Genomic DNA, 18,439 nt, shown 5'->3' with positions numbered 1-18,439 from the left:
TGCATCTGCGAGATGCCCTTCGTTGTGGCCGAATCTTTCCCTAGACAAGATTGATTCTTTCACCACGGCAGGGCATTTCGCTTCTGCGACTCGGTCACGTTCACGGCCCAATCGGTGCATTCAGGCTAAGCGACCTGCCCGTCGACGCGCCAGTGCGACGGTACTGACGGGTACACCGACACCGCAGACACCGACTCACAGCATCCGAACCCAGGGGGGACACCACCATGAACATCATCACCGCACGAGCACAACGAGACCAGGCACGTCGACGATTGCTCGACCGCGTGGACCACAGCGACTACACGCTCTACGAAAAAGCCGAAACCGAGTACTACCGCCAGGTCGACATCATTCGTAACGCAGTGATTGCACTGTTCGTGATCGGCGGCAGCGCCCTTGCCCTCTTCGGGATCTTCCGCAGCGACAACCCTGCCCTGTTCGGCATCTTCCGCAGCGACAACCTTGCCTACATCGGTATCGCTCTCGTCCTCATCGGCCTGGTGCAGACGGTGATATCCGCCGTAGAGCGTGAGTGCGTCCCCAGCCGGAAGCAGGACCGGATCAACGACACCCTCGCCGCCATGCTCGACAACGAGGAAACACGACGAAGCTGACCGGCACCGACACTGCAGCTTCCGACTCCCAGCATCCGGAATCAGGGGGACACCAACCGATGAACATCATCACCGCAGCCAAGCGGGAGACACAAGCCCGCACCGCCCTATTCGCCGACTACACCGACGACAACGTCAGCGACTACACCGAAGCCGCCATCGCCTACAACGACAGCACCCGCAGCACCTTGAATCTGCTCTCGCTACTGATATCGCTCGCATCCGTGGCGACAGCCGCCTACGTCTTCCTCACCCACAGCGCCACCCTCGCTCTCGCCCTCGCCGGCCTCGCAACCGTCTACGCGATCAACGCCTACACAAAGCGCAGACACTGCGCCCGCGCCAACATCGCACACATCCGTGGCACCGACACCGTCGCCCGCGAAATCGCCATCCGAACACGAGATCGCAACGGACACTGACCCAACCGGGCAGAACAAGACAAAGAAAGTGCTACCTATGGACCGTTATCTCGCCATCTCGAGTGCCGTCGTCTACCTGGGCGCCGTGATGAACCTGATCGCAGCGAACTACTACCACTACCGCTACGCAGTCGGCTCGTCGAAGAACGCGGCCAGGACTTTCCGCATAGCTCAGTTCCACTGGTTCGCCGGTGCGGCCTTCCTCATCGCAGCAACGGTCATCGCAGCATCGAGGACGTCGTCGTCGCCGACGCTTCCGCTCAGCGTCGTCCTCCCCACCATCGCCGTAGCAATCCTCGCTCCCTCGATCCCACTGATCTACCTGCTCCACACCCGCAACACCCGCCGCCGCAAGCCGTCACTGATCGAACAGATCGCCGCCGACGACACCACCGACCGTATCCACCACTGACCCACCCCTGCGTAGAGAGGGGCGACATGCTTTTCACCGTCGCAGGCCTGATCGCTCTCGCAGTCACCGCCATCGCAGCCGGCTTCCTCCACAGAAGCACCGCGCACCCAACGTTCCCAACGTTCCCCACGGTCTTGTTCGGCGCACTTGGCGCGATGGTCCTACTCACCATCGGTGCCTGGACCACCCTCACCGACACCCACAACATCGCCCACTGGCTACTGAAAATCATCATCACTCTCGTCACCATCACCGCAGCCGCCGCCGTACTCAACGATCAACGCGCCAGCAACAGTCACACCAGAAACGACGTCAATACCTGAACACTGCCTCGACCCCCTCGCCATGACCGACAGGAAGCACCTATGACCGCATTGCGAGCAGTTCCCCTCCCGGACCTGGACCCGGAGGTCGGCACCGGAGTCCAGGTCGCAGGTGGCGAGACCTACGACCTGCACACCGATCCGGAGGCGCTGCTGCTCTGTGCGCTGATGTGGAGCTACCACCCCGCTGGCGACACCAGCGAAACTGCACGCATCACCGCAACCCTGACTGGCGACGACTTCGACGATTACACCCACAGCCGACTGTTCACCGTGATCGCTGACCTCGTCGCCGCCGAGCAGCCATTCGGCCCAGCCTCGGTGACCAACGAAGTGATCCGATCCGGCGGCGCAGGGGGCAAAGACGGTCCACTGCGCCGCCGGTTGCTCAACATCGCCACACTCGGCGCATTCGCATTGACAGCGACACACAACGCCGACATCGTGCTCTCGCAGTCCTACCGGCGCAGCTTCCACACCGCTGGCACCGCCATCACCGAGGCCGCTGAGAACCTGCCCGAAGAGGACTTGTTTGCTCATATGCTCGAACACGGTCGCCGCCAACGCCGCGCGTTCGAACGACTCAACGACTTCCGTAGCGGGCAGTCGTGAACTCGGCCGCATTGACCCCCTGAGATACCACCTACCCGCAATAGCGGCGACGTGGGATCAGTGTCGAGTAGACGCAGGCCCAGTTGATACTCAGGGGGAGCTTGGTGGGCGCGGGGTCACCTGGGGGGGTGCTTCCCCGCGCCCGTGCCGCGTCGATGTCCGCATGGAAACCGAACGCAGCACCTCGGAGTGTAGCCAAGCACCGGCCCAGGCCCAGGTCCCGCTCTCGCGTGCACAGTGGATACGACAAAGACGGCACCTGCACACATCGTGTGCAGGTGCCGTCTTTGTGTGTCGAAGAAAAGTGTCAGTTGATGCCGTGATCGTGCTGGATCGACGGCGCGGAGTAGGTCGGCGGCGCTGCGGGCTTATCCGTCGAAGCCTTTGCAGCGCCGGTGGAACGCTGCCGCGGTGCGCTGACGAGTCCTCGCGGACGTTCACCGGTCTTGCCCGCGCCAGGGACCGGGTCGTACAGCGCGGAAGGATCACCCACAATCAGCGGCCTCGACGCAGTGTGCGCCGAGAAATGCTGTGCGGCCGGCCCGCGGGCGCGTAGTTCTTCCAGATCAGTGGACAGAGCGGCGATGTGCTCGGCGTCGACAGTCGGGTCGAGGGCAGCGATGTTGGTGCGCAGTCTCTCCACCTGGTTGTAGCGTTCGACGGCCGCGCGATCGGTCTCGGTGATCTCGGCAGCGTGGCTCACTCGCAAGGTCGAGTCTCCACGTGTGAGAGCTACAGTTCCGCGCAGTTCACCTGCGAGTTCTTCGGCGATGCGGTGTGCATCTGCGGCTTCGTAGATTCCGATTTCGGTGTTCGAGTTCGGTAGTGGGTTGGTTCGTATGGAGTGAACCTCGACTGCGAGCACGTCCACCGATCCGAAGTCGCCTTCGGGCAGTGAGGGTGTGACGGCGGTGATGCGTTCGGCTGCGTGCGTGAGGTGTTCGGGCGCAGGCAGGGTCACCCGCCGTGCGCCCGGTGCGTAGTCGCGCAGTGAGGCCAACTCGGTGGCGAGTTCACCGGGGGTACCGACGAAGTCGAGATCGGTACGCGAGCCGGTGGGGATCGTGGCGTTGATGTTGACAGCGACCCGCTCGATTTCGCGCGATGCAGACAACGCGGCAGCTTGTGTGAGCGCGAACCGTGCCGCTGTTGCTTCGGTGTAGAAGTCTCCGCGATAGTGCATAAAACCTGGGTCGCCGTGTTGATCGAGCGAGCGAATTTCGACGTTGATGCTGGGGCGCACGCTCGGAGGAGACGCAGTCTCGGCTGGTTCGCGTGCGGCAGTTTCTAGATCACTGTCTGTCGCGCCGTGTGTGCGCGCTTCGGCTTCCCATTGTTTTCGGTATGCGGCCAAATCAGTGAGGACGGAGGGCAGTTGAGCTTCGGTGCTACGGGCGGCTTTGTCGAATCGAGCGGTAGCGCGTGCGTACTGAACCAGTGCGCGGCCGAGAGGCGATGGTGCGGTCATGTGTGGTTGTCTCCGTTGGAGTGTGGGTGCGACTGGGCGCACCGGGAGGTGAGAAGTACGAGTGGTCTCACGCGCGGCGAGCAGCGCGGACGGGAACCGCCGAGCGTGCGTGTATCCGAGGACGATGAGAGGTGCGCAGGAGAACTACGCACCGAGTTCAGCTCGCTGCCGGTTCCGACTGCTGAATCGAGAGACGGCCGTCGCGGTGCAGTGGTGCAGTGTCGGTGTCGGCGTTGCGGTTGGTGTCGTCGTCGTGTTCGCTCGACTGCGCAACGATGCCGACGCGTCGACGTGCCGGACTACTCGCTCGCGAGCTCGAACGCTTGGCCGCTTTGCTGCGCGAAGGTTTCTTGTTCACCGGAGTCGGTGCGGGCAATCCGCTTGCGGTCAGTTCGGCCGCAGTCCATCCGGCGTCGATCGCTTCTTGGTACGCGGCAGCGTGTTCGGTGTCGGCGCGGTCGGCGGCGCGAGCCGCTTCGTCGACCTTCTCGCGCGCAGCGGATGCAGCGCCGGCGGCGTCGAAGAGCGATTCGATGTACTTGGTGCGGGACAACGCGGCATCGCGGGCGCGCGCCATGACGGTGTCACGATCGAGTGCGGGAGTTGTGGACATGAGAGTGAGGGCCTTTCGGTTTCGGTGCGCGAATATCCCCACCGGACAGGCACCGAACGCTCACACGAGCTGCACACCGGAACACATCGAAATGTGCTGCGGTGTAGATCGGTACGGGGTGGGGCGCGCTCGAACGTGACCCTCATCGACGCTCGAACTTGCAGCCGAGTCTAGAGCATTGTCGCCGGCGCTGTCAGTACCGCAGTAGAGCGCGATCTCGTCGGTAGCCCGCGTGCGTCGCCGCGAGCACCACAGCCGCTGCAACCACCACACTTACGACGGCCCCGACGATGTCGCTGTTGACCGTTTCCGCCACCCGCAACAACTGCACGCCGCTGCAACAACCACATGCAGCGCGTGCAGAAGCGTCGTTGCGTACGCCCAGACGGTCAGTAGTAGTCGTCGCCGTAAGGGTCGCGGCGGTACCCGCGCCTGGGTCTGCGGTCGGCGACACCGCTCGCACCGCCGAGCGCGAACAACGGAACCATGAACAGCATCACCGCTATGAACGCGCCGATCGCGGCGATGAACGCGCCGAACACGACAGCGAGCACGACGAGGTACGCGATCCCGAACACGATGCGCAGAATGTTGGCGATGAATCCCTTCCACCCGGGGTCGGTCTCGCCGAGGTACGGCACGTACCAGATCAGCAATCCTGCACCGGCGACGGCGAGCAGGGGGAGCAGTTCGAGGTCGTCGGTGAAGAGTGAGGAGAGCGTCATCTTCTTGTCCTTCTCGTGTGAGGACTGCTCCCACCGGATCGGTGCAGCGGCCCGGTGGCACTTGCTGGAATGTGAGTCCGCCGCATGGCACCGACACGACAGTTCACGAGGGGAGAACGGAATCCGCGACAGGGGCCGGCGCATCGCGTTGCTTCACGTTCGTCGATCACTTCGACACGCTTTCATCAAAGTTCAATGCAATCCGCAGCACGCGCCGCGTGCGCGGATGGAGCGCATCATCGTCCGACGATGAGATAACGAAGGGGAGCTCAGGATCGTCGTAAAGGGACGCAGGTCCATCCCACGGCACAGATGGAAACGTGCCGCCTCGCGGTACGGAGTCCCAACCGTCGCCGCTCGCATCGTCCACCCAGATGGGAATGAGCTTGCGGTCGAGGTTGGCTTCAACGGCGGCGATCACCACTGGCAACACTGTCGTGTTGAAATCGTCGCCCGCCTGCTCGGACTTGGATGAATACCCGTAGTCGCCAGGGTCGACCCGTGCGACATATTCGCCGGTGCTGTCGCGCAACACAACATGGCGGTAGACGCCCATGACATTCTCCTTTCGTCGTCCGACGCGGGGTGCGTCGCCGCTCGCTGCGTAGTCGATGTCCTGCGACCGGCGAAGCTAGAACAGGGTTGATGGCGGGTGCGCGTCGACGCTGTGTCCGGCGAGCGCGGCCCGCAACTTCGGTTCGTCGTAGCCCTCTCGTAGCGCGTCGCGAATCGCGACGGCGCGGCCGTAGCGTCCGCGTGGATCCCCACCTGCCGGTGTCGGCCCGAGATGGCGACCGACTGCAACAGCGTGCGCAAGGTTCGCCGACTGCGTCCCGAGTTTGAGGTGCCCGTCCGCCACTCGGACGCACAATGTTTCGTCGCAGTCGTGTTCCCCGACGACACCGTCGCCGAGGTCGCCGTATTCGAGTAGTAGTGCGAACCGGTGCGCAGACAATGTGCGCGGTGTGTCGCCGTCGGTGAAGGTAAATACTGGCAACGTGCACGTATTCAGATCCTGCACAATTCTCAACCGACCTCAGCAATTCCGACTCGGCCGGTTTCGTGCGGCAAGTCGCCCTTGCTTTCTCGCTGAATGTGTGTACGGAAGCAGGACCTCAGCGTGATGTTATGTCCAGGTGTCTTGACGCAAATGGATTGTCAAGACGTTCCGGTGTTCAGGCCGAGCGACGGGTGGGTAAGCCAGTCCGATTCCTCCGCATCGGCTGGGGAGCGATACAGAACTCGCTTAGGAGTTTTGAACCGCACCGGGTTGTCCGGAGGCTTTGATGTGCCCTGGGTTCGGACTCGCCGGTGCGGTTCACGTCGCGCGTACGCCCATTTTCGAACGGGCTTCAATAGTTCGAGCAGCAGTCGTTTTGCAACTAGATGTACGCATCATTCGGTGTGCCCACCGTATAACGAACTGGGATCACGACAACCGAGGCTTTAGTGTCGCAGTAAGGGCGGCGACGGCAAGTCCAGAGAGGGCAATGAGCGTAAACGCCAATCCGAAGCTGAAAGCGCTGGCGGTTGCGCCGACCGCGAGGGGGGCGATCAGAAAACCGATGCGTGAGACCATTGAGATCGTCCCGATTGCGGTGCCTGAGGCAATCTTGGGTAGTCGCCCGGCGAGGCTGAACGCAATAGGAAAGATCGGACTAGCTCCTAAACCTGCGACCGCAAAAGCGATAATTGCGGTGATTGGTGTGACAATCGCGATGCTCGCGCCAAAAGCGCACGCCACGAACACCCCCCCGACTATTAGAATGTTGGAGGCACCCCAACGGTCCACTAGCCTGTCGCTGATCAACCGGCCGATGAGCATAGCCGTGGAGAACGCGACGAACGCCAACCCGGCTGTGCCAGAGCTGGCTTCAAGTTCTGAGGATAGATAGACCGCGCTCCATGATTGCGGTACGTCCTCGATAAGGGCGGCGAACAGCACGATGAGTCCGAGTAACGACAGGGCGGCGGATGGCCCGAAGATCGTACGGGGTGTGCCGGGGTCCTGTTTGTCGTGGTTATTCTCCTCGCTCGGTGCCGGCCTCGGGAACCATCGACTCGCGACGAGTGCTGACGAGCCGAGGATTACTGAGACCGCGGCAAAGTGAGCAGCGACGGGCATTCCGATCGATGCCGCGGCGGTACCTGCGAGACCGCCAACTACTGTACCAACGCTCCAAGCGGCATGAAAACCGTTCAGCAGTGAGCGGTGGGTGCGCTTTTCAAGCAGCACACCCTGAGTATTCATAGCGACATCCATCACCGCATCAGAGCCACCCAGGAGGACTAACGTCGCCAGCAGTGCCCACCACGTCGGTGCGATGGCTGGCAGTATCAGGGAGCCGCACAAAGCGATCACGGAGACGAGGAGGACCTGCCGGCTGCCGAATCTTCCGATTGCTGCTGCAGCGATGGGTGTCAGGAGTAGTCCGCCGATACCGAGGCCGGCCAGTGCCAGACCAAGCAGTGCTGGATCTATGCCCAGGTTGCCCTGGATCAACGGGATGCGGGGAGCCCAGTTGGCGAAGATGGCGCCGTTGACAAGAAACGCGATCATCAACGCCCATCGCGCACGTACCAGTGTTACCGCGTCAGCCGTCGTTGGGGTGTAGTTCAACTTTGACACCTCACATTCCGTTCGTTGCCGGGCCTTAAACTTTGGCACGGCGGGTATCACTACCGATTCCGGCGCAGGCGTGCAACTGCGATTGGAGTTCTGCTGTGGCGCAGGCGAGCACGGTGGCGGACCGTGCGGTCATCTCCAGACCGTAGTAATCGGTGATTGCCGCGCCCGACTCGTGCGCGATGAGCGAGCCTGCTGCGTAATCCCACACCCCGCCGTCAACCTCCGCGAACATATCCGCAGATCCTTCCGCCACGCGGCACAGTGCCCGCGATCCGCATCCAGTCATTCGGATATCGTGGGCAGAGCCCCACAGACAATCGAGGATGTGTCGCGCTTCTGTTTGCCAGGGAGGTGCTGACGCTGAGCACAGAGCGACCGAGTCAGCCAGTTTGGTCGTTGCAGCGGCTTCAAGGCGGTGGCCGTTCTTCGACGCCCCGCGACCGCGTATTGCGGAGTACATCATGTTGGTGGTCGGGACGTAAACTACCCCGACCTCTACGACTGTTCCATGTGCGTATGCAATGCTGACGGCCCAATCGTCCCATCCGCGCAAAAAATTGTGCGTGCCGTCCAGGGGGTCAACGATCCAGTTGTGTTGTGAGGGAGTTCCATAGGAGCCGCCTTCTTCGGCTACGACATGATGATCCGCGAACGAGGAATGAATGATGCATTTGATTAGTGCTTCCGATTCCAGGTCGGCTGGCGAGGTGAGCTCACCGCCTGCTTTAACTGCAGTCCGGATCGAGTCGTCACCGAAATAGGTCAACAGAACCTCTCCCGCCGCTCGTGCACTCGCCTCGGCAACCTCGCAGATTCGCCGGTGCCAGCTATCGTCGACCGACTGCCGCACACTCACGTGGACCGGTGTGAGTCGACTACCGTGAAAAACTCGTCGAGCACAGCGTTGTCCTCGTATCCCAGGTGCATTCTTGACACTGCATCTCGCGAATGCAGTTCGAGGGCTCTTCCCTCGGTGATCCGGATTGCAGAGGTGTCTACATCTCGTCGTATCCAGTAGGTGTGCTCGAATCCGTAGGATCGCTGCCGCGAAAACAAATGGTGTACGTCGTTTTCCCCCACTTGGATTTGCATTTCTTCGTCCAGTTCACGCACGATGCAAGCACGTGGTCCCTCACCGTCGTCGAGGTGCCCGCCCGGGATGCACCAGGTATCCGGAAAGGCAATACCGGGTTTGTCGTCGCGTAAGTGCAGAAGTATCCGGTCGTCGCTGGTCAGGATAATAACCTGGCATCCGACTGTTCCGTGAGTATGTGCGTCGTTGTCCATGCTCAGATTTTCACTTTCTGTAACGCGGCTATGACGTCATCAATGTCGTTCTCGGTCATCTTTGGGAAAAGCGGAAGAGAGAAGATTCGTCGGGAAACCGAGGTAGCTACGGGAAGATTTCGCTGCGACTTCGTGTATTGCTCGACGTAGAACGGTTGCAGGTGAAGTCCTCTGAAGTGGACTCCGGTACCTATGCCCTCCTTCTTCAGCTCTGCGAGCACTCGGTCCCTTTGCGCTTCCTCGATGTTCTCCGCCATCGAGACGATATACAGATGGTGGGCATGTTTGTCCTTCGGGCGGACTGTGGACAACGGCGTTAACCAGTCAATCTCTTGCAAAGCTGAGTCGTACATACGCACCAGGCTCGCGCGTTTCTCGATATAAGCAGGAAGTTTCGGCAGCTGGTGAATTCCCACCGATGCTTGGACATCGGTCATGTTGTATTTATACCCCGGCATGTGAAGTTGCCAATGCGGCGATCCGCTCGCGGTGTTTCTTTTCCATGCATCATTGGATATGCCATGCAGTGTGAGCATGCGTGCCACTGTCGCGATCTCGTCGTCATCGAGTACAAGGATGCCACCCTCAAGCGTGGTCATGTTCTTTGTCGGATAGAAGCTGAATGCGGCCATGTTCCCGTGAGAACCGACTGTGGAACCCCCATAACTTGCGCCGATAGCATGTGCAGCATCCTCGATCACGGTCAATCCGTGGCGGTTGGCGATGTCGTGGACTAGTCGCATGTCGCATGTCTGCCCAGCCATGTGCACCGGCACAATAGCCCTGGTACGCGGGGTTATCGCGTCTTCGATCAACCTCGCGTCGATGTTTAGGGTGTTGGGTTCGACATCGACGAAGACAGGGCGCGCCCCAAGATGCCACATCACGTTGGCAGTGGACGGCCACGTGATTGGGGTTGTGATGACCTCATCGCCTGTAGATACCCCCGCCGCTGCCAATGCCACGTGGAGCGCTGCTGTGCAGCTGTTCATCGCAATAGCATGCTTACTTCCCACGAATTCGCTGACCATCTTCTCAAAAAGCTGCGTTTTCGGTCCGGTTGTCACCCAGCCTGATCGGAGAGTGGCGATTACCTCATCTTCCTCTTCGGTTCCGATGTCGGGCGTTGCCAGTGGCAGGAAGTCGCGGCGTACTGGCTCTCCGCCCTCTACGGCTGGTGTCGATGCGTGATCGAGCAACATGTCCACGGTGTTTGCGGCGCGAATATCCCCGGGGGACAGGTCGTCGTCAACGGCAGCGTCGTGGATCTCGTGTATGCCGTCAATGGGGAGGTATGAGGGGGTGATTCCCACATCACGCTCCAGCTTCGACGCATCGGCTGCATAATCTCGTTGATCGGCGCCGGGACCGTTGATTGTCAGTTCAGCTGTTGGCACTGCTTGTAGTACGGCGTGGGCAATATCGCTGACCGATGAGTTGGCACCGACAACGTTGTAGACAACGAAGTTTGCCTTGAGACGGTCGGCCGAGTCGACGAGCGCGACGTAGGCGTCGGCGGCGTCTGCGACATGAAGAAGGGGGCGGCGTTGCTGGCCGGTTCCGTCCATGCGCACCTCGTCGCTGACGACCGCTGAAGCAGTCATTGCGTTGACCACAAGGTCGTAACGCATGCGTGGCGACTGGCCGAATAGCGTTCCCATCCGAAGAGCGACAGCGGTGAAGTTCGTGTCTGCCAGGGCCGCGATCTTTTGTTCCGCTTTTACCTTCGATTGCGCATAGGCGGTCAGCGGGTGTAGTGCCGACGTCTCGATCACAGCGGCGTCCGGGTTCTCTCCGTAGACGCTGCATGACGATGCGAGCAGGAAATTGGTAGCGCCAGCGGCTTTGGCGGCGGTCGCGAAGGCTACGGCGGCGTCTACATTGACCGACATCGTCCAAGACTCATCGATATCGCCGGCTGGGTCGTTGCTCAGGGCAGCGAGGCAGATGCCGCTATCCATGTCGGCCAATACCGACTTCGGCAGATCCCGAACGTCCGCCTCCACGATCGTTAAATTCGGGTGCGTCTGGATCTCCTGAAGAGGCTCCCGCCCGAAGTAGAATGTATCCACGGCTACCACCCGGTGTCCTGCGCCGAGCAGCTTGGGAAGTAACACCGATCCGAGGTAGCCGGCTGCGCCGGTCACCACAACACGTCGAGGCGGGCGACCCGGCTCAAATATGGTGCGGTTGTCCAAGTTGACATCATTCACATTTGACCCCTTGTTCGAAGTGTGTGGTAATCAGCGCACCGCCTTGAGCGGCAGATTGAACGATTTGGTCGGAAAGCTGCATGTCCAGCAGCGAATCATGAGGAGGGTTCATCAGGCCCCCGGGCGCTCCGGCGATCGCTGCGAGGAACGCGTTGGCCTGGTTGTCGAACGCGGTGTTGGTTTCGAATGCGAGTCGCCGAGGGATCCCGTGTTGAGGATAGTGATCGAGGTGCCCTGCGGTGTCGTCCCCTGGACTGAGTTCGATACTGCCCTGCGATCCCAGTAAGCGGACTGACCACGCATCTAGCTGCTCCGGCTTGCGGTAGCCAGCAACCATCGAGCAGATGACGTTTCCGGGGAATGTGATTGCCGCTACGCAAGTCTCGTTGTCCACGGCGCTATCGAGTACGTTGTGTTTCTTGTTGCTAATTGCTGTAAGAGACAATGGTGTACCGAACATCCACCGCATGGGATTGAGAAAAGCGTAAGTCATATGAGTAGGGACCATGCCGCCGCTCAAATGTTGGTCGTAGTACCATGATTGAGTATCTTGCCCGATCAGCGCCGTGGTCTGGATTAGTAGAATTTCGCCGATGTCGCCCGACCGAACGAGCTGGTCGGCTGATTTCCACACATCCTTATAACGCGCTTCGTATCCGGTCTCGACAATTAGCCGTCGATCGTTGGCAATGCTGCTGACGCGTTCACCGGTGCTGCTGGACGAAGCCAGACATCCGCCTACCAAGACGTGGAGGTTGGCCTCCAATGCCCATAAGACGACTTCGTCTTGGACGCGATGCGGGACTTCCACCAACACTGCGTCAGGAGAGGACTCGGCAAGTTGTTCGTAGCGGTCGGTGCATACCGCCTGCGCGCCAAATGTAGCGGCGAATACCTGCGCATTCTCGAGACGGCGCGATGCTACCGCGCACAGGATCACCTCAGGATTCTTCATCAGCGAGGTGGTGCGTACTGTCGCCATCCGTCCGGTTCCTACAACCGCTAGACGCATGAAACTCCCTTTCTCGCAGTTATAAACACCGTGCGACAGAATCGTCTCGTGTGTCTGAAGAGACGAACCGTAAAAGCGATCAACCGCGGAGACTGTTGTACAACTCCCGAGTGCGTCGATGGCACATCGTCTGATCGAATTCTTCGATCACCGCTGTACGAGCCGCTGCTGATACACCATGTGAAAACGATGGGTCGGTCAGCAAACGGGTAACGTTGCGAACCATTGTTGATGTGTCACCGACAGCGGACAATAATCCGGTGTCGCCGTGACGCACGATCTCACCTATACCGCCGGATTCGAATGCCACCAGAGGCGCGCCACAGGACATAGCTTCGATTGCAACTAAACCGAATGGCTCACGACGCGAGGGCATGACAACCGCCGCCGCACGCTGATATGCATCCCGCACCGTAGCGATGTCGGAGAACGGTTGCCATGTGACACTGTCATCGATACTGAGCTCCGATAAACGTTCGCGGGCCGGTTTTTCGAGCTCCCCGACGCCGATGATCTCGAACACCACATCGGGGTACCCTTGCTTGATTTCGGCGAAGATGTCGGGTATGAGGTCGAATCCCTTTTGCTCATAAAAACGACCGACGTACAGGACAACAGGCGACGCTGCAGGCAGAGGCGAGGCCAAAGGCCGAAAGAAGTCGGTGTCGGTGCCATGGGGGATGACATGCGACTTAGCCTCAACAAACGGAAACTGCTTAGCCAGATGTTCGTGCACAGACTGGCTGATTGAAATGACGACATCGGCGTGCGCCAGTGCGGACCATTCCATCTCGGCTGCGAATGGGCTTGAGACGTCCTCGAATTCACCGATATCCCAGGAAAGTGGAAGGTGGCACGTGTAGACGAGAGGAACGCCATGCTTCCAAAGCTCCTGCGATGCGACTATCCCTGGCCAATCCTGGCATACGACCACGTCATAGTGTGTACCCCGAGTTAAGGTTTCAAAGTCCTTTTGGCTGTAAGTACGAGGGGAGTCTTTGCCGCCGAACGCCGGTGTGTGAAAAGACCAGTCATTCACGGGGGCGTCACCCAGAAAAAATAGATCGGCGACATCGCCTGTCGCCCAGTGAAATTGAAGAAGTCCCTGCATGTAGGTTCCCAACCCACCTGTTGTTACTGGTGGATACTCGTTTGCGAAGTGGGCGACTTTCATTGCATCCCTTCTCCAGTGAGGTCAGTGAAAAGTGGTGCTGACCTTACAGTACAGACCGGTCGGTTAACTGCGTGGACGCGGAGCTACTACCGAGTGAGAAACGTCGTTTGAATGCAGCTCGAGGACTATCAACGAGCATTGGTAGTTCCGGCCATCGCAGCGGGATTCGCCCTCGATCTCGGACTCGCCCTGTCAACTGGTGGGCGCACGCGAGCTACACAGAGCGTCAGCTGATGACCAGGACTGCGCTGTACCGGCAAATCGACGCCGATACAGCGTCGATCCTCGCCCACGCTCCCTGCGTGCTGATCGTGGCTCGGGAGCTTGATGCCAAAAAATTTGAGTGAGCATTCTCTGGCCGGGCACACATCGGATTGCCTAGCTCTCCTTGCTCGTCACCAGAGGGTGAGGGGAAGGCCTGCGGTTTCGGCAGCGAGAATCAGCGTCTCGATTGCGGTGGTGTCTTCATCGTTGGCGAGTCCGGTCCGGATGGCGGAGGCGAGGGCCCTGGTACGCCCGGCTGCGCCGCGAATGTCGGAGAGGGGGCTGGCTAGGTTTCTTCGTCGTGCGGTGTATTCGACGCGATTGGTGGTGTTGGTGCCCAGGCGCATGTGCGTGGGGTTGGTGCAGCCGGCGAAATCGCATTGGTGACAGAGCACTGCATCCTCGGTGTTCGACCAACCGAGACGAGGGATCACTCCATATTGGAGTTGGTAGGCGAATAGGTGCGCGGGAATCGTGCCGCGCCGTGAGGCATCCGGCCTGCTTGCGGCCCTGAAGGACCCGTGACCGGTGGAGGACACTGCGCCTGTCCAGACCCAGCACAGATGTTCGGCTCGGCGGTAGCGTTTTGCTTCGAACCTCGCTGTCACGGTCGGGTCGTCGAGCCAGGACCGCAACAGGTGCGCCGGGATTCTGATCGGTCGAGGTTCGCCGAGCAGGACCAGCTGTTCGGAACGTCCCGACTTGCTTCGTGCTGCAAAAGGTAGACCGGGTAACGGAAGCGAATCGGCATACCCGATCGGCATCGACATAGCTGTTGCCCCCGTTCGCGTCCGAGCTGTTACCGGTGGCGCGAGACTATGCGGTGGTACCGACAAAGCTGACCATCGTCCGCCGGTAACAGCTCACGAGCTGTTACCGGATGTTCAATGCTGCTGCGTTTGAAAGCCTGGTTGTGTCGCGTACTCCTGCTGCCGGAGGTCGAGCACTGCGGTGATCTGCGCTGCGGCGTCGTCACCGATCACCAGGCGAAGGGGCCTGGAATCTGACTGAGCCAGATGATGAGCGAGCGCTTCGGCGATGATTTCCGGGGAGGTTCCGCCTCCGGTTGCGCCGGGCTCGCTCGGCCAGGGAACGTCCGATGTGCCGAGGGCGTTCGAGCGGATCTCGTCGTATTCGGTTCGGGGCCGGCTGAACTGCATTCCTGCCGTCGCCCACTGGGTGTCCATCGCGCCGATCTGAGCGAGGGTGACCCGGATGCCCATGGGTGCCACCTCGGCAGCCAATGCCTCACTGAAGCCTTCGAGGCCCCATTTCGCGGCGTTGTACAGGCCGAAGAAAGCCATCGCCCCGACCGCCCCGACGGACGAAATTTGAACGATGTCGCCTGAGCCTTGGGCACGCATCACCGGTAGTGCGGCTTGGGTGAGCCATAGTGGGCCGAGTAAGTCGACGTCGATGATTGCTCGCACCTCGTCCTCGGTGGCTTCTTCGATGGCACCTACGAGGCCGTATCCGGCGTTGTTGATGAGGACATCGAGTCGGCCGGTGGTCCGGGTGATGTCCTCGACGGTTCGGTGACATGCCGCCCTGTTCGATGGGTCGAGCTGCAGGACGGTGAGCCGCGGGTCTGTGATGGGCACAGTCGTCCCGCGCGTCGTGGCCACCACGGTGTGTCCAGCGGCCAGCGCCTGTTTGACCAGCGCGAGCCCGAGACCGCCGCTCGCTCCGGTGATGACCCAGGTCTGAGTTGTCGTCATGTGTCCATTCAACACCAAACGAGACGGTGCGTCTCGTTCTTATGATGGGTACATGGTTCGACCTGAAACCGTAAGGCGCGTCCATGCCGCCGTCCTCGGTGTTGCTCAGCGTGGTGGTCCGAGTGCCTTGACTATGGAAGGGATTGCCGCGGAAGCAGGAGTAGGCAAGCAGACGCTGTACAGAAACTGGTCTTCTGTCCACGCGATTCTCTTCGACGCGCTTGCCGGTGAAGACACGTCCTCGGCCGAGCCTGTCGCAGACGACACGCTCGAGGGACTTCTCAAAGCTGCGATCGACGAGATCTCGACAGAGCCGCGCTGCTCACTGTTGCGTATGCTCGCCGCGGCGATTCAAACCGATCCCGATGTCGCCCGCGAGTTCCACGAGCGGCTCCTTGCGCCTCAGGTGGCGCATATCCGACAACTGGTGAGTGCTGTCGGTGCGCAGGACCCCGGACAGACCACCGAGCTACTGCTCTCGCCCATCTTCTACCGGTGGTTCATGCGATTGCCGCAGTTCGAAGAGAACGAACTCGAACAGCACGTCCGCAGTGTGTTGACCGCGAAGACGTAGCGCAATCGATCACCGTCCCTGTTCCTTAGCGTGAGCTGTCGGGTTTCGGGAGCTCGCTGACTGTGTGGGTGCGGGCCGCGATGTAGCCGGTCCAGTCGCGAGCGGCGAGAGTGGACCACCGCGCGGCGGCGGAGGTCGAGATGCCGAGCACGTCGGCAAGAACGGGTGAGGGTAGCTCGGCGGCGAGATCGCACAGTGCTGCGCCGCGGGCAGGACGGACGAAGATGCCGAGTTCGATATTGAGGAGCTTGGTCAGTGCGCCGGCGTCGCGGTGGCTTCCTCGGCGGGCACCGGGAAACAACCACGGCTTCCTACCGGGTGTGGTTCGCGAATCCTGCTCGGCAAGTTGGTCGACGAGATCCGCCAGGGCGGGCGGCAGCAGCACCGGCCGGGCGGCGAGTGTCAGAAATCTGTGTTGCCCGTCGCTGGTGATGTCGTCCCGGGTGAGTTCGACGATGCGGGTGGGAATGTGCCCGTAGAGCAGGACCAGGCTGCCGGCGACGCGCAGTTCCAGTGCAACGGTGTTCTCGTGCACGCACCGCCGTAGTAGTGCCCATCGGGTGTTGTCGGCGAGGACGCGGCTGGGTAGTCCTTCGCGCCCGAGCCAGGGCGCTGTGAGATCAGTGGTGTGCCCGGCGGTGTACGCCCACTGGAGAAAATCGCGAACCCGGTGACGGGTGCTCGCTCCCTGCGACAACCACAGGTCGACGTCGGATTGCGTTGCGTTAGAAAGGGTAACTGCGCGGGTGTCGAGCCAAGTGAGGAATTGAGCTGCGACGGTGATTCGGGTGCGGACGTACTTGTGTGAGCTGGGGGAGTCGAGCCCGCGCGCATGACGGTGTCGTGCGCGGCGGAGCACAGACCACGCCGCGTACGGCCGCATCAATGCGGAGACCTCGGGCCGTTGGTCGGCGAGAAAGTGTTGCAACCACGGATCGACCATGTCGGTCAACACGCTGCGCAGCTCGAGTGCTCCGGTGGCGACGAGCATGTGTCGTAGTAGCCGCACGTGGTTCTGTGGAGGCAACGCGTCGAGGTGGGCGTGCGTGATGTCGCCGCCGGCGTCAGCGAGGTCGCCCACGAGCTGCACCCATTCCGAGTGCTTGCATCGATGCTGGATCTGAGTGGGGGTGTAGTCGGTAAGCAGCAGATCCCGCAGAGTGACGAGTTGGGGGTGGACGGCTCCGTCCGGGCCGGCGAGAGCGGCGTCGAGTTGTGTCGTCACCTCACAGGTATGACAGATGTCGTTGACGAGCAGATCGAACCGGTTGCAGGAGCGGCAATTCCAGGACCGATTGTCTCCGGAGCAGGGTCCACATACGGGCTGCCCTACGGTGTCCGTGCCGACGAGTGGCCGGCTGAGGCTGCACTGCGCGCACGGTGCGTGGGTGGCGCGCAGCGTCTGAAAGCACGGTGTGCAGATCGGTCCGATCGGCACAGTGATGCGGGTGACCCGCGATGCGCCGCAGCGCGCACATATCGGTTTCGGTGTGCAGTCAGCGTGGCAGGGCGCGCAGATCGGTCCGGTCGGTAATACCGCGAGGACTCGGCGGGTGACTCCGCATTCGGTGCATGGTTTGTGCGGGCGGGTGCGGGATGTGCACGTTGAGCAGATCGGTCGACCGAGGGTGTGGCCGCTGATGCACGGTTTGGTCTCACCGCAGACGCTGCATGTTGCCGTCGGTGGTATTCGGCACCTGCTGCAGATCCATTGATCACCGTCCCGCCGCACATATTCCGTGACGCGGTCGCACTGGTGGCATGGGTGTTGGCGGGAGCGGTGGTAACAGCTCGAACAGATCGGGCCGTGTTCGGTGACCGCTTTTGCGGGCTGATCGGTGCGGCCGCATTCGGTGCAGGTGTAGCGCGGCTTCGGGCCGCAGTTCTGGCACAGTGGCTGGCCGTCGACGCGGTAGGCGACAGGCTTGACGTTCCCGCAGCTATTACATGGGCGGTGACGGGTCGGGTCTGCGTTGGCGCACCGGGCGCACACTGTGCCGTTGTTTTCCTTGAACGCGGGCGGACCGGATTGCCCGCAGCGCACACAGGTGATCCGGTGGGATCGGAAGTAGCAGCGGGCGCAGATAGATCCACCGTCGGCGCGGTAGGACAACGGTCGCTGCTCGCCGCAGCGGCGGCATTCGGCTCGCCGTACTTCGGAGTGGTCGACGGCGAGCATGTCGAGGAGGCGGCGCACGCCTGTGGGGCCAGCGGAGTCGCCGGAGGTCAATGCATCCGGATGCGCGTGCAAGTGTGCGAGAACCCGTGCAGTGTGCACGGGTGTCAACTTCAGCTCGTCCAGTCCTCGCGTCACGGCGTCGAGATCGGCAGCGGGTAGTCGGACACAGATCCACGCGGTGATTGCTGCAGCGGCGT

The 18,439-nt window shown here is 61.2% G+C and carries 23 protein-coding genes; 8 read left to right on the top strand and 15 right to left on the bottom strand.

Annotated features, from left to right (window positions below):
* Positions 1-227: 227 nt before the first annotated feature.
* From QMK32_RS24295 to QMK32_RS24275, 5 genes are read left to right on the top strand one after another with little or no spacing between them, the layout of a single operon-like run.
* Positions 228-617 (top strand): hypothetical protein, encoded by a 390-nt coding sequence (locus QMK32_RS24295; protein WP_283478103.1) that lies wholly within the window; start codon positions 228-230, stop codon positions 615-617.
* Positions 618-676: 59 nt separating this feature from the next.
* Positions 677-1,039 carry a hypothetical protein gene (locus QMK32_RS24290; RefSeq protein WP_283478100.1) on the top strand — a complete coding sequence of 121 codons (363 nt, stop codon included), beginning with the start codon at positions 677-679 and terminating at the stop codon, positions 1,037-1,039.
* 37 nt (positions 1,040-1,076) lie between these two features.
* Complete coding sequence (locus QMK32_RS24285) at positions 1,077-1,451, top strand: hypothetical protein (protein WP_283478098.1); 375 nt, start codon at positions 1,077-1,079, stop codon at positions 1,449-1,451.
* 26 nt (positions 1,452-1,477) lie between these two features.
* Positions 1,478-1,774 carry a hypothetical protein gene (locus tag QMK32_RS24280; RefSeq protein WP_283478096.1) on the top strand — a complete coding sequence of 99 codons (297 nt, stop codon included), beginning with the start codon at positions 1,478-1,480 and terminating at the stop codon, positions 1,772-1,774.
* 42 nt (positions 1,775-1,816) lie between these two features.
* Positions 1,817-2,386, top strand: coding sequence for a DnaB-like helicase N-terminal domain-containing protein (locus QMK32_RS24275; protein ID WP_283478094.1), 570 nt, complete (start codon positions 1,817-1,819; stop codon positions 2,384-2,386).
* A 307-nt stretch (positions 2,387-2,693) separates the two neighbouring features.
* On the opposite strand, the gene QMK32_RS24270 is transcribed toward QMK32_RS24275, so the two are convergent.
* The 14 genes from QMK32_RS24270 to QMK32_RS24205 form a co-directional block, all read right to left on the bottom strand.
* A complete protein-coding gene (locus QMK32_RS24270) occupies positions 2,694-3,854 on the bottom strand; it encodes a hypothetical protein (protein WP_283478091.1) in 1,161 nt (386 codons plus the stop codon).
* A gap of 157 nt (positions 3,855-4,011) precedes the next feature.
* On the bottom strand, positions 4,012-4,467 hold the full coding sequence (locus QMK32_RS24265) for a hypothetical protein (protein WP_283478089.1): 456 nt from the start codon (positions 4,465-4,467) through the stop codon (positions 4,012-4,014).
* 193 nt (positions 4,468-4,660) lie between these two features.
* A complete protein-coding gene (locus QMK32_RS24260) occupies positions 4,661-4,798 on the bottom strand; it encodes a hypothetical protein (RefSeq protein WP_283478087.1) in 138 nt (45 codons plus the stop codon).
* A 58-nt stretch (positions 4,799-4,856) separates the two neighbouring features.
* Positions 4,857-5,192, bottom strand: a complete 336-nt coding sequence (locus tag QMK32_RS24255; protein ID WP_283478085.1) for a hypothetical protein — start codon at positions 5,190-5,192, stop codon at positions 4,857-4,859.
* A gap of 166 nt (positions 5,193-5,358) precedes the next feature.
* Positions 5,359-5,748, bottom strand: coding sequence for a hypothetical protein (locus QMK32_RS24250; protein WP_283478083.1), 390 nt, complete (start codon positions 5,746-5,748; stop codon positions 5,359-5,361).
* A 75-nt stretch (positions 5,749-5,823) separates the two neighbouring features.
* Positions 5,824-6,189 carry a hypothetical protein gene (locus tag QMK32_RS24245; RefSeq protein ID WP_283478081.1) on the bottom strand — a complete coding sequence of 122 codons (366 nt, stop codon included), beginning with the start codon at positions 6,187-6,189 and terminating at the stop codon, positions 5,824-5,826.
* Between the two features lie 432 nt (positions 6,190-6,621).
* Positions 6,622-7,812 carry an MFS transporter gene (locus QMK32_RS24240; protein WP_283478079.1) on the bottom strand — a complete coding sequence of 397 codons (1,191 nt, stop codon included), beginning with the start codon at positions 7,810-7,812 and terminating at the stop codon, positions 6,622-6,624.
* A 34-nt stretch (positions 7,813-7,846) separates the two neighbouring features.
* Positions 7,847-8,677, bottom strand: coding sequence for an inositol monophosphatase family protein (locus QMK32_RS24235; protein WP_283478077.1), 831 nt, complete (start codon positions 8,675-8,677; stop codon positions 7,847-7,849).
* Positions 8,674-9,108, bottom strand: coding sequence for an NUDIX hydrolase (locus QMK32_RS24230; protein WP_283478075.1), 435 nt, complete (start codon positions 9,106-9,108; stop codon positions 8,674-8,676). Before QMK32_RS24230 ends, QMK32_RS24235 begins: the two co-directional genes overlap by 4 nt.
* A 2-nt stretch (positions 9,109-9,110) precedes the next feature.
* A complete protein-coding gene (locus tag QMK32_RS24225; RefSeq protein WP_283478073.1) occupies positions 9,111-11,321 on the bottom strand; it encodes a bifunctional SDR family oxidoreductase/aminotransferase class I/II-fold pyridoxal phosphate-dependent enzyme in 2,211 nt (736 codons plus the stop codon).
* Positions 11,314-12,333 (bottom strand): Gfo/Idh/MocA family protein, encoded by a 1,020-nt coding sequence (locus tag QMK32_RS24220; protein WP_283478072.1) that lies wholly within the window; start codon positions 12,331-12,333, stop codon positions 11,314-11,316. The genes QMK32_RS24225 and QMK32_RS24220 overlap by 8 nt, the downstream gene beginning before the upstream one ends.
* A 79-nt stretch (positions 12,334-12,412) precedes the next feature.
* The gene (locus QMK32_RS24215; RefSeq protein ID WP_283478071.1) at positions 12,413-13,507 is read right to left on the bottom strand and encodes a glycosyltransferase family 4 protein; all 1,095 of its coding nucleotides are present in this window, start codon (positions 13,505-13,507) and stop codon (positions 12,413-12,415) included.
* Between the two features lie 395 nt (positions 13,508-13,902).
* Entirely contained in the window at positions 13,903-14,535 is a 633-nt protein-coding gene (locus QMK32_RS24210; RefSeq protein ID WP_283478104.1) for a hypothetical protein, read from the bottom strand.
* Between the two features lie 120 nt (positions 14,536-14,655).
* Positions 14,656-15,489, bottom strand: a complete 834-nt coding sequence (locus tag QMK32_RS24205) for an SDR family NAD(P)-dependent oxidoreductase (RefSeq protein WP_283478070.1) — start codon at positions 15,487-15,489, stop codon at positions 14,656-14,658.
* 52 nt (positions 15,490-15,541) lie between these two features.
* Between QMK32_RS24205 and QMK32_RS24200 the strand changes: the two genes are divergently transcribed.
* The gene (locus QMK32_RS24200; RefSeq protein WP_283478069.1) at positions 15,542-16,063 is read left to right on the top strand and encodes a TetR/AcrR family transcriptional regulator; all 522 of its coding nucleotides are present in this window, start codon (positions 15,542-15,544) and stop codon (positions 16,061-16,063) included.
* A gap of 25 nt (positions 16,064-16,088) precedes the next feature.
* On the opposite strand, the gene QMK32_RS24195 is transcribed toward QMK32_RS24200, so the two are convergent.
* A complete protein-coding gene (locus QMK32_RS24195; protein ID WP_283478068.1) occupies positions 16,089-17,288 on the bottom strand; it encodes a site-specific integrase in 1,200 nt (399 codons plus the stop codon).
* 223 nt (positions 17,289-17,511) lie between these two features.
* Between QMK32_RS24195 and QMK32_RS24190 the strand changes: the two genes are divergently transcribed.
* The gene (locus QMK32_RS24190; protein ID WP_283478067.1) at positions 17,512-17,778 is read left to right on the top strand and encodes a hypothetical protein; all 267 of its coding nucleotides are present in this window, start codon (positions 17,512-17,514) and stop codon (positions 17,776-17,778) included.
* Positions 17,775-18,401: a hypothetical protein gene (locus QMK32_RS24185; protein WP_283478066.1), complete on the top strand. Its 627-nt coding sequence runs from the start codon at positions 17,775-17,777 to the stop codon at positions 18,399-18,401. The genes QMK32_RS24190 and QMK32_RS24185 overlap by 4 nt, the downstream gene beginning before the upstream one ends.
* Positions 18,402-18,439 lie beyond the last annotated feature (38 nt).

Origin of the sequence: Rhodococcus sp. H29-C3, from assembly GCF_030063405.1 — a bacterium.
Taxonomy (GTDB): domain Bacteria; phylum Actinomycetota; class Actinomycetes; order Mycobacteriales; family Mycobacteriaceae; genus Rhodococcoides.
Note: the sequence above shows the minus strand (reverse complement) of the source record. Positions and strands in the feature narration are given on the sequence as shown.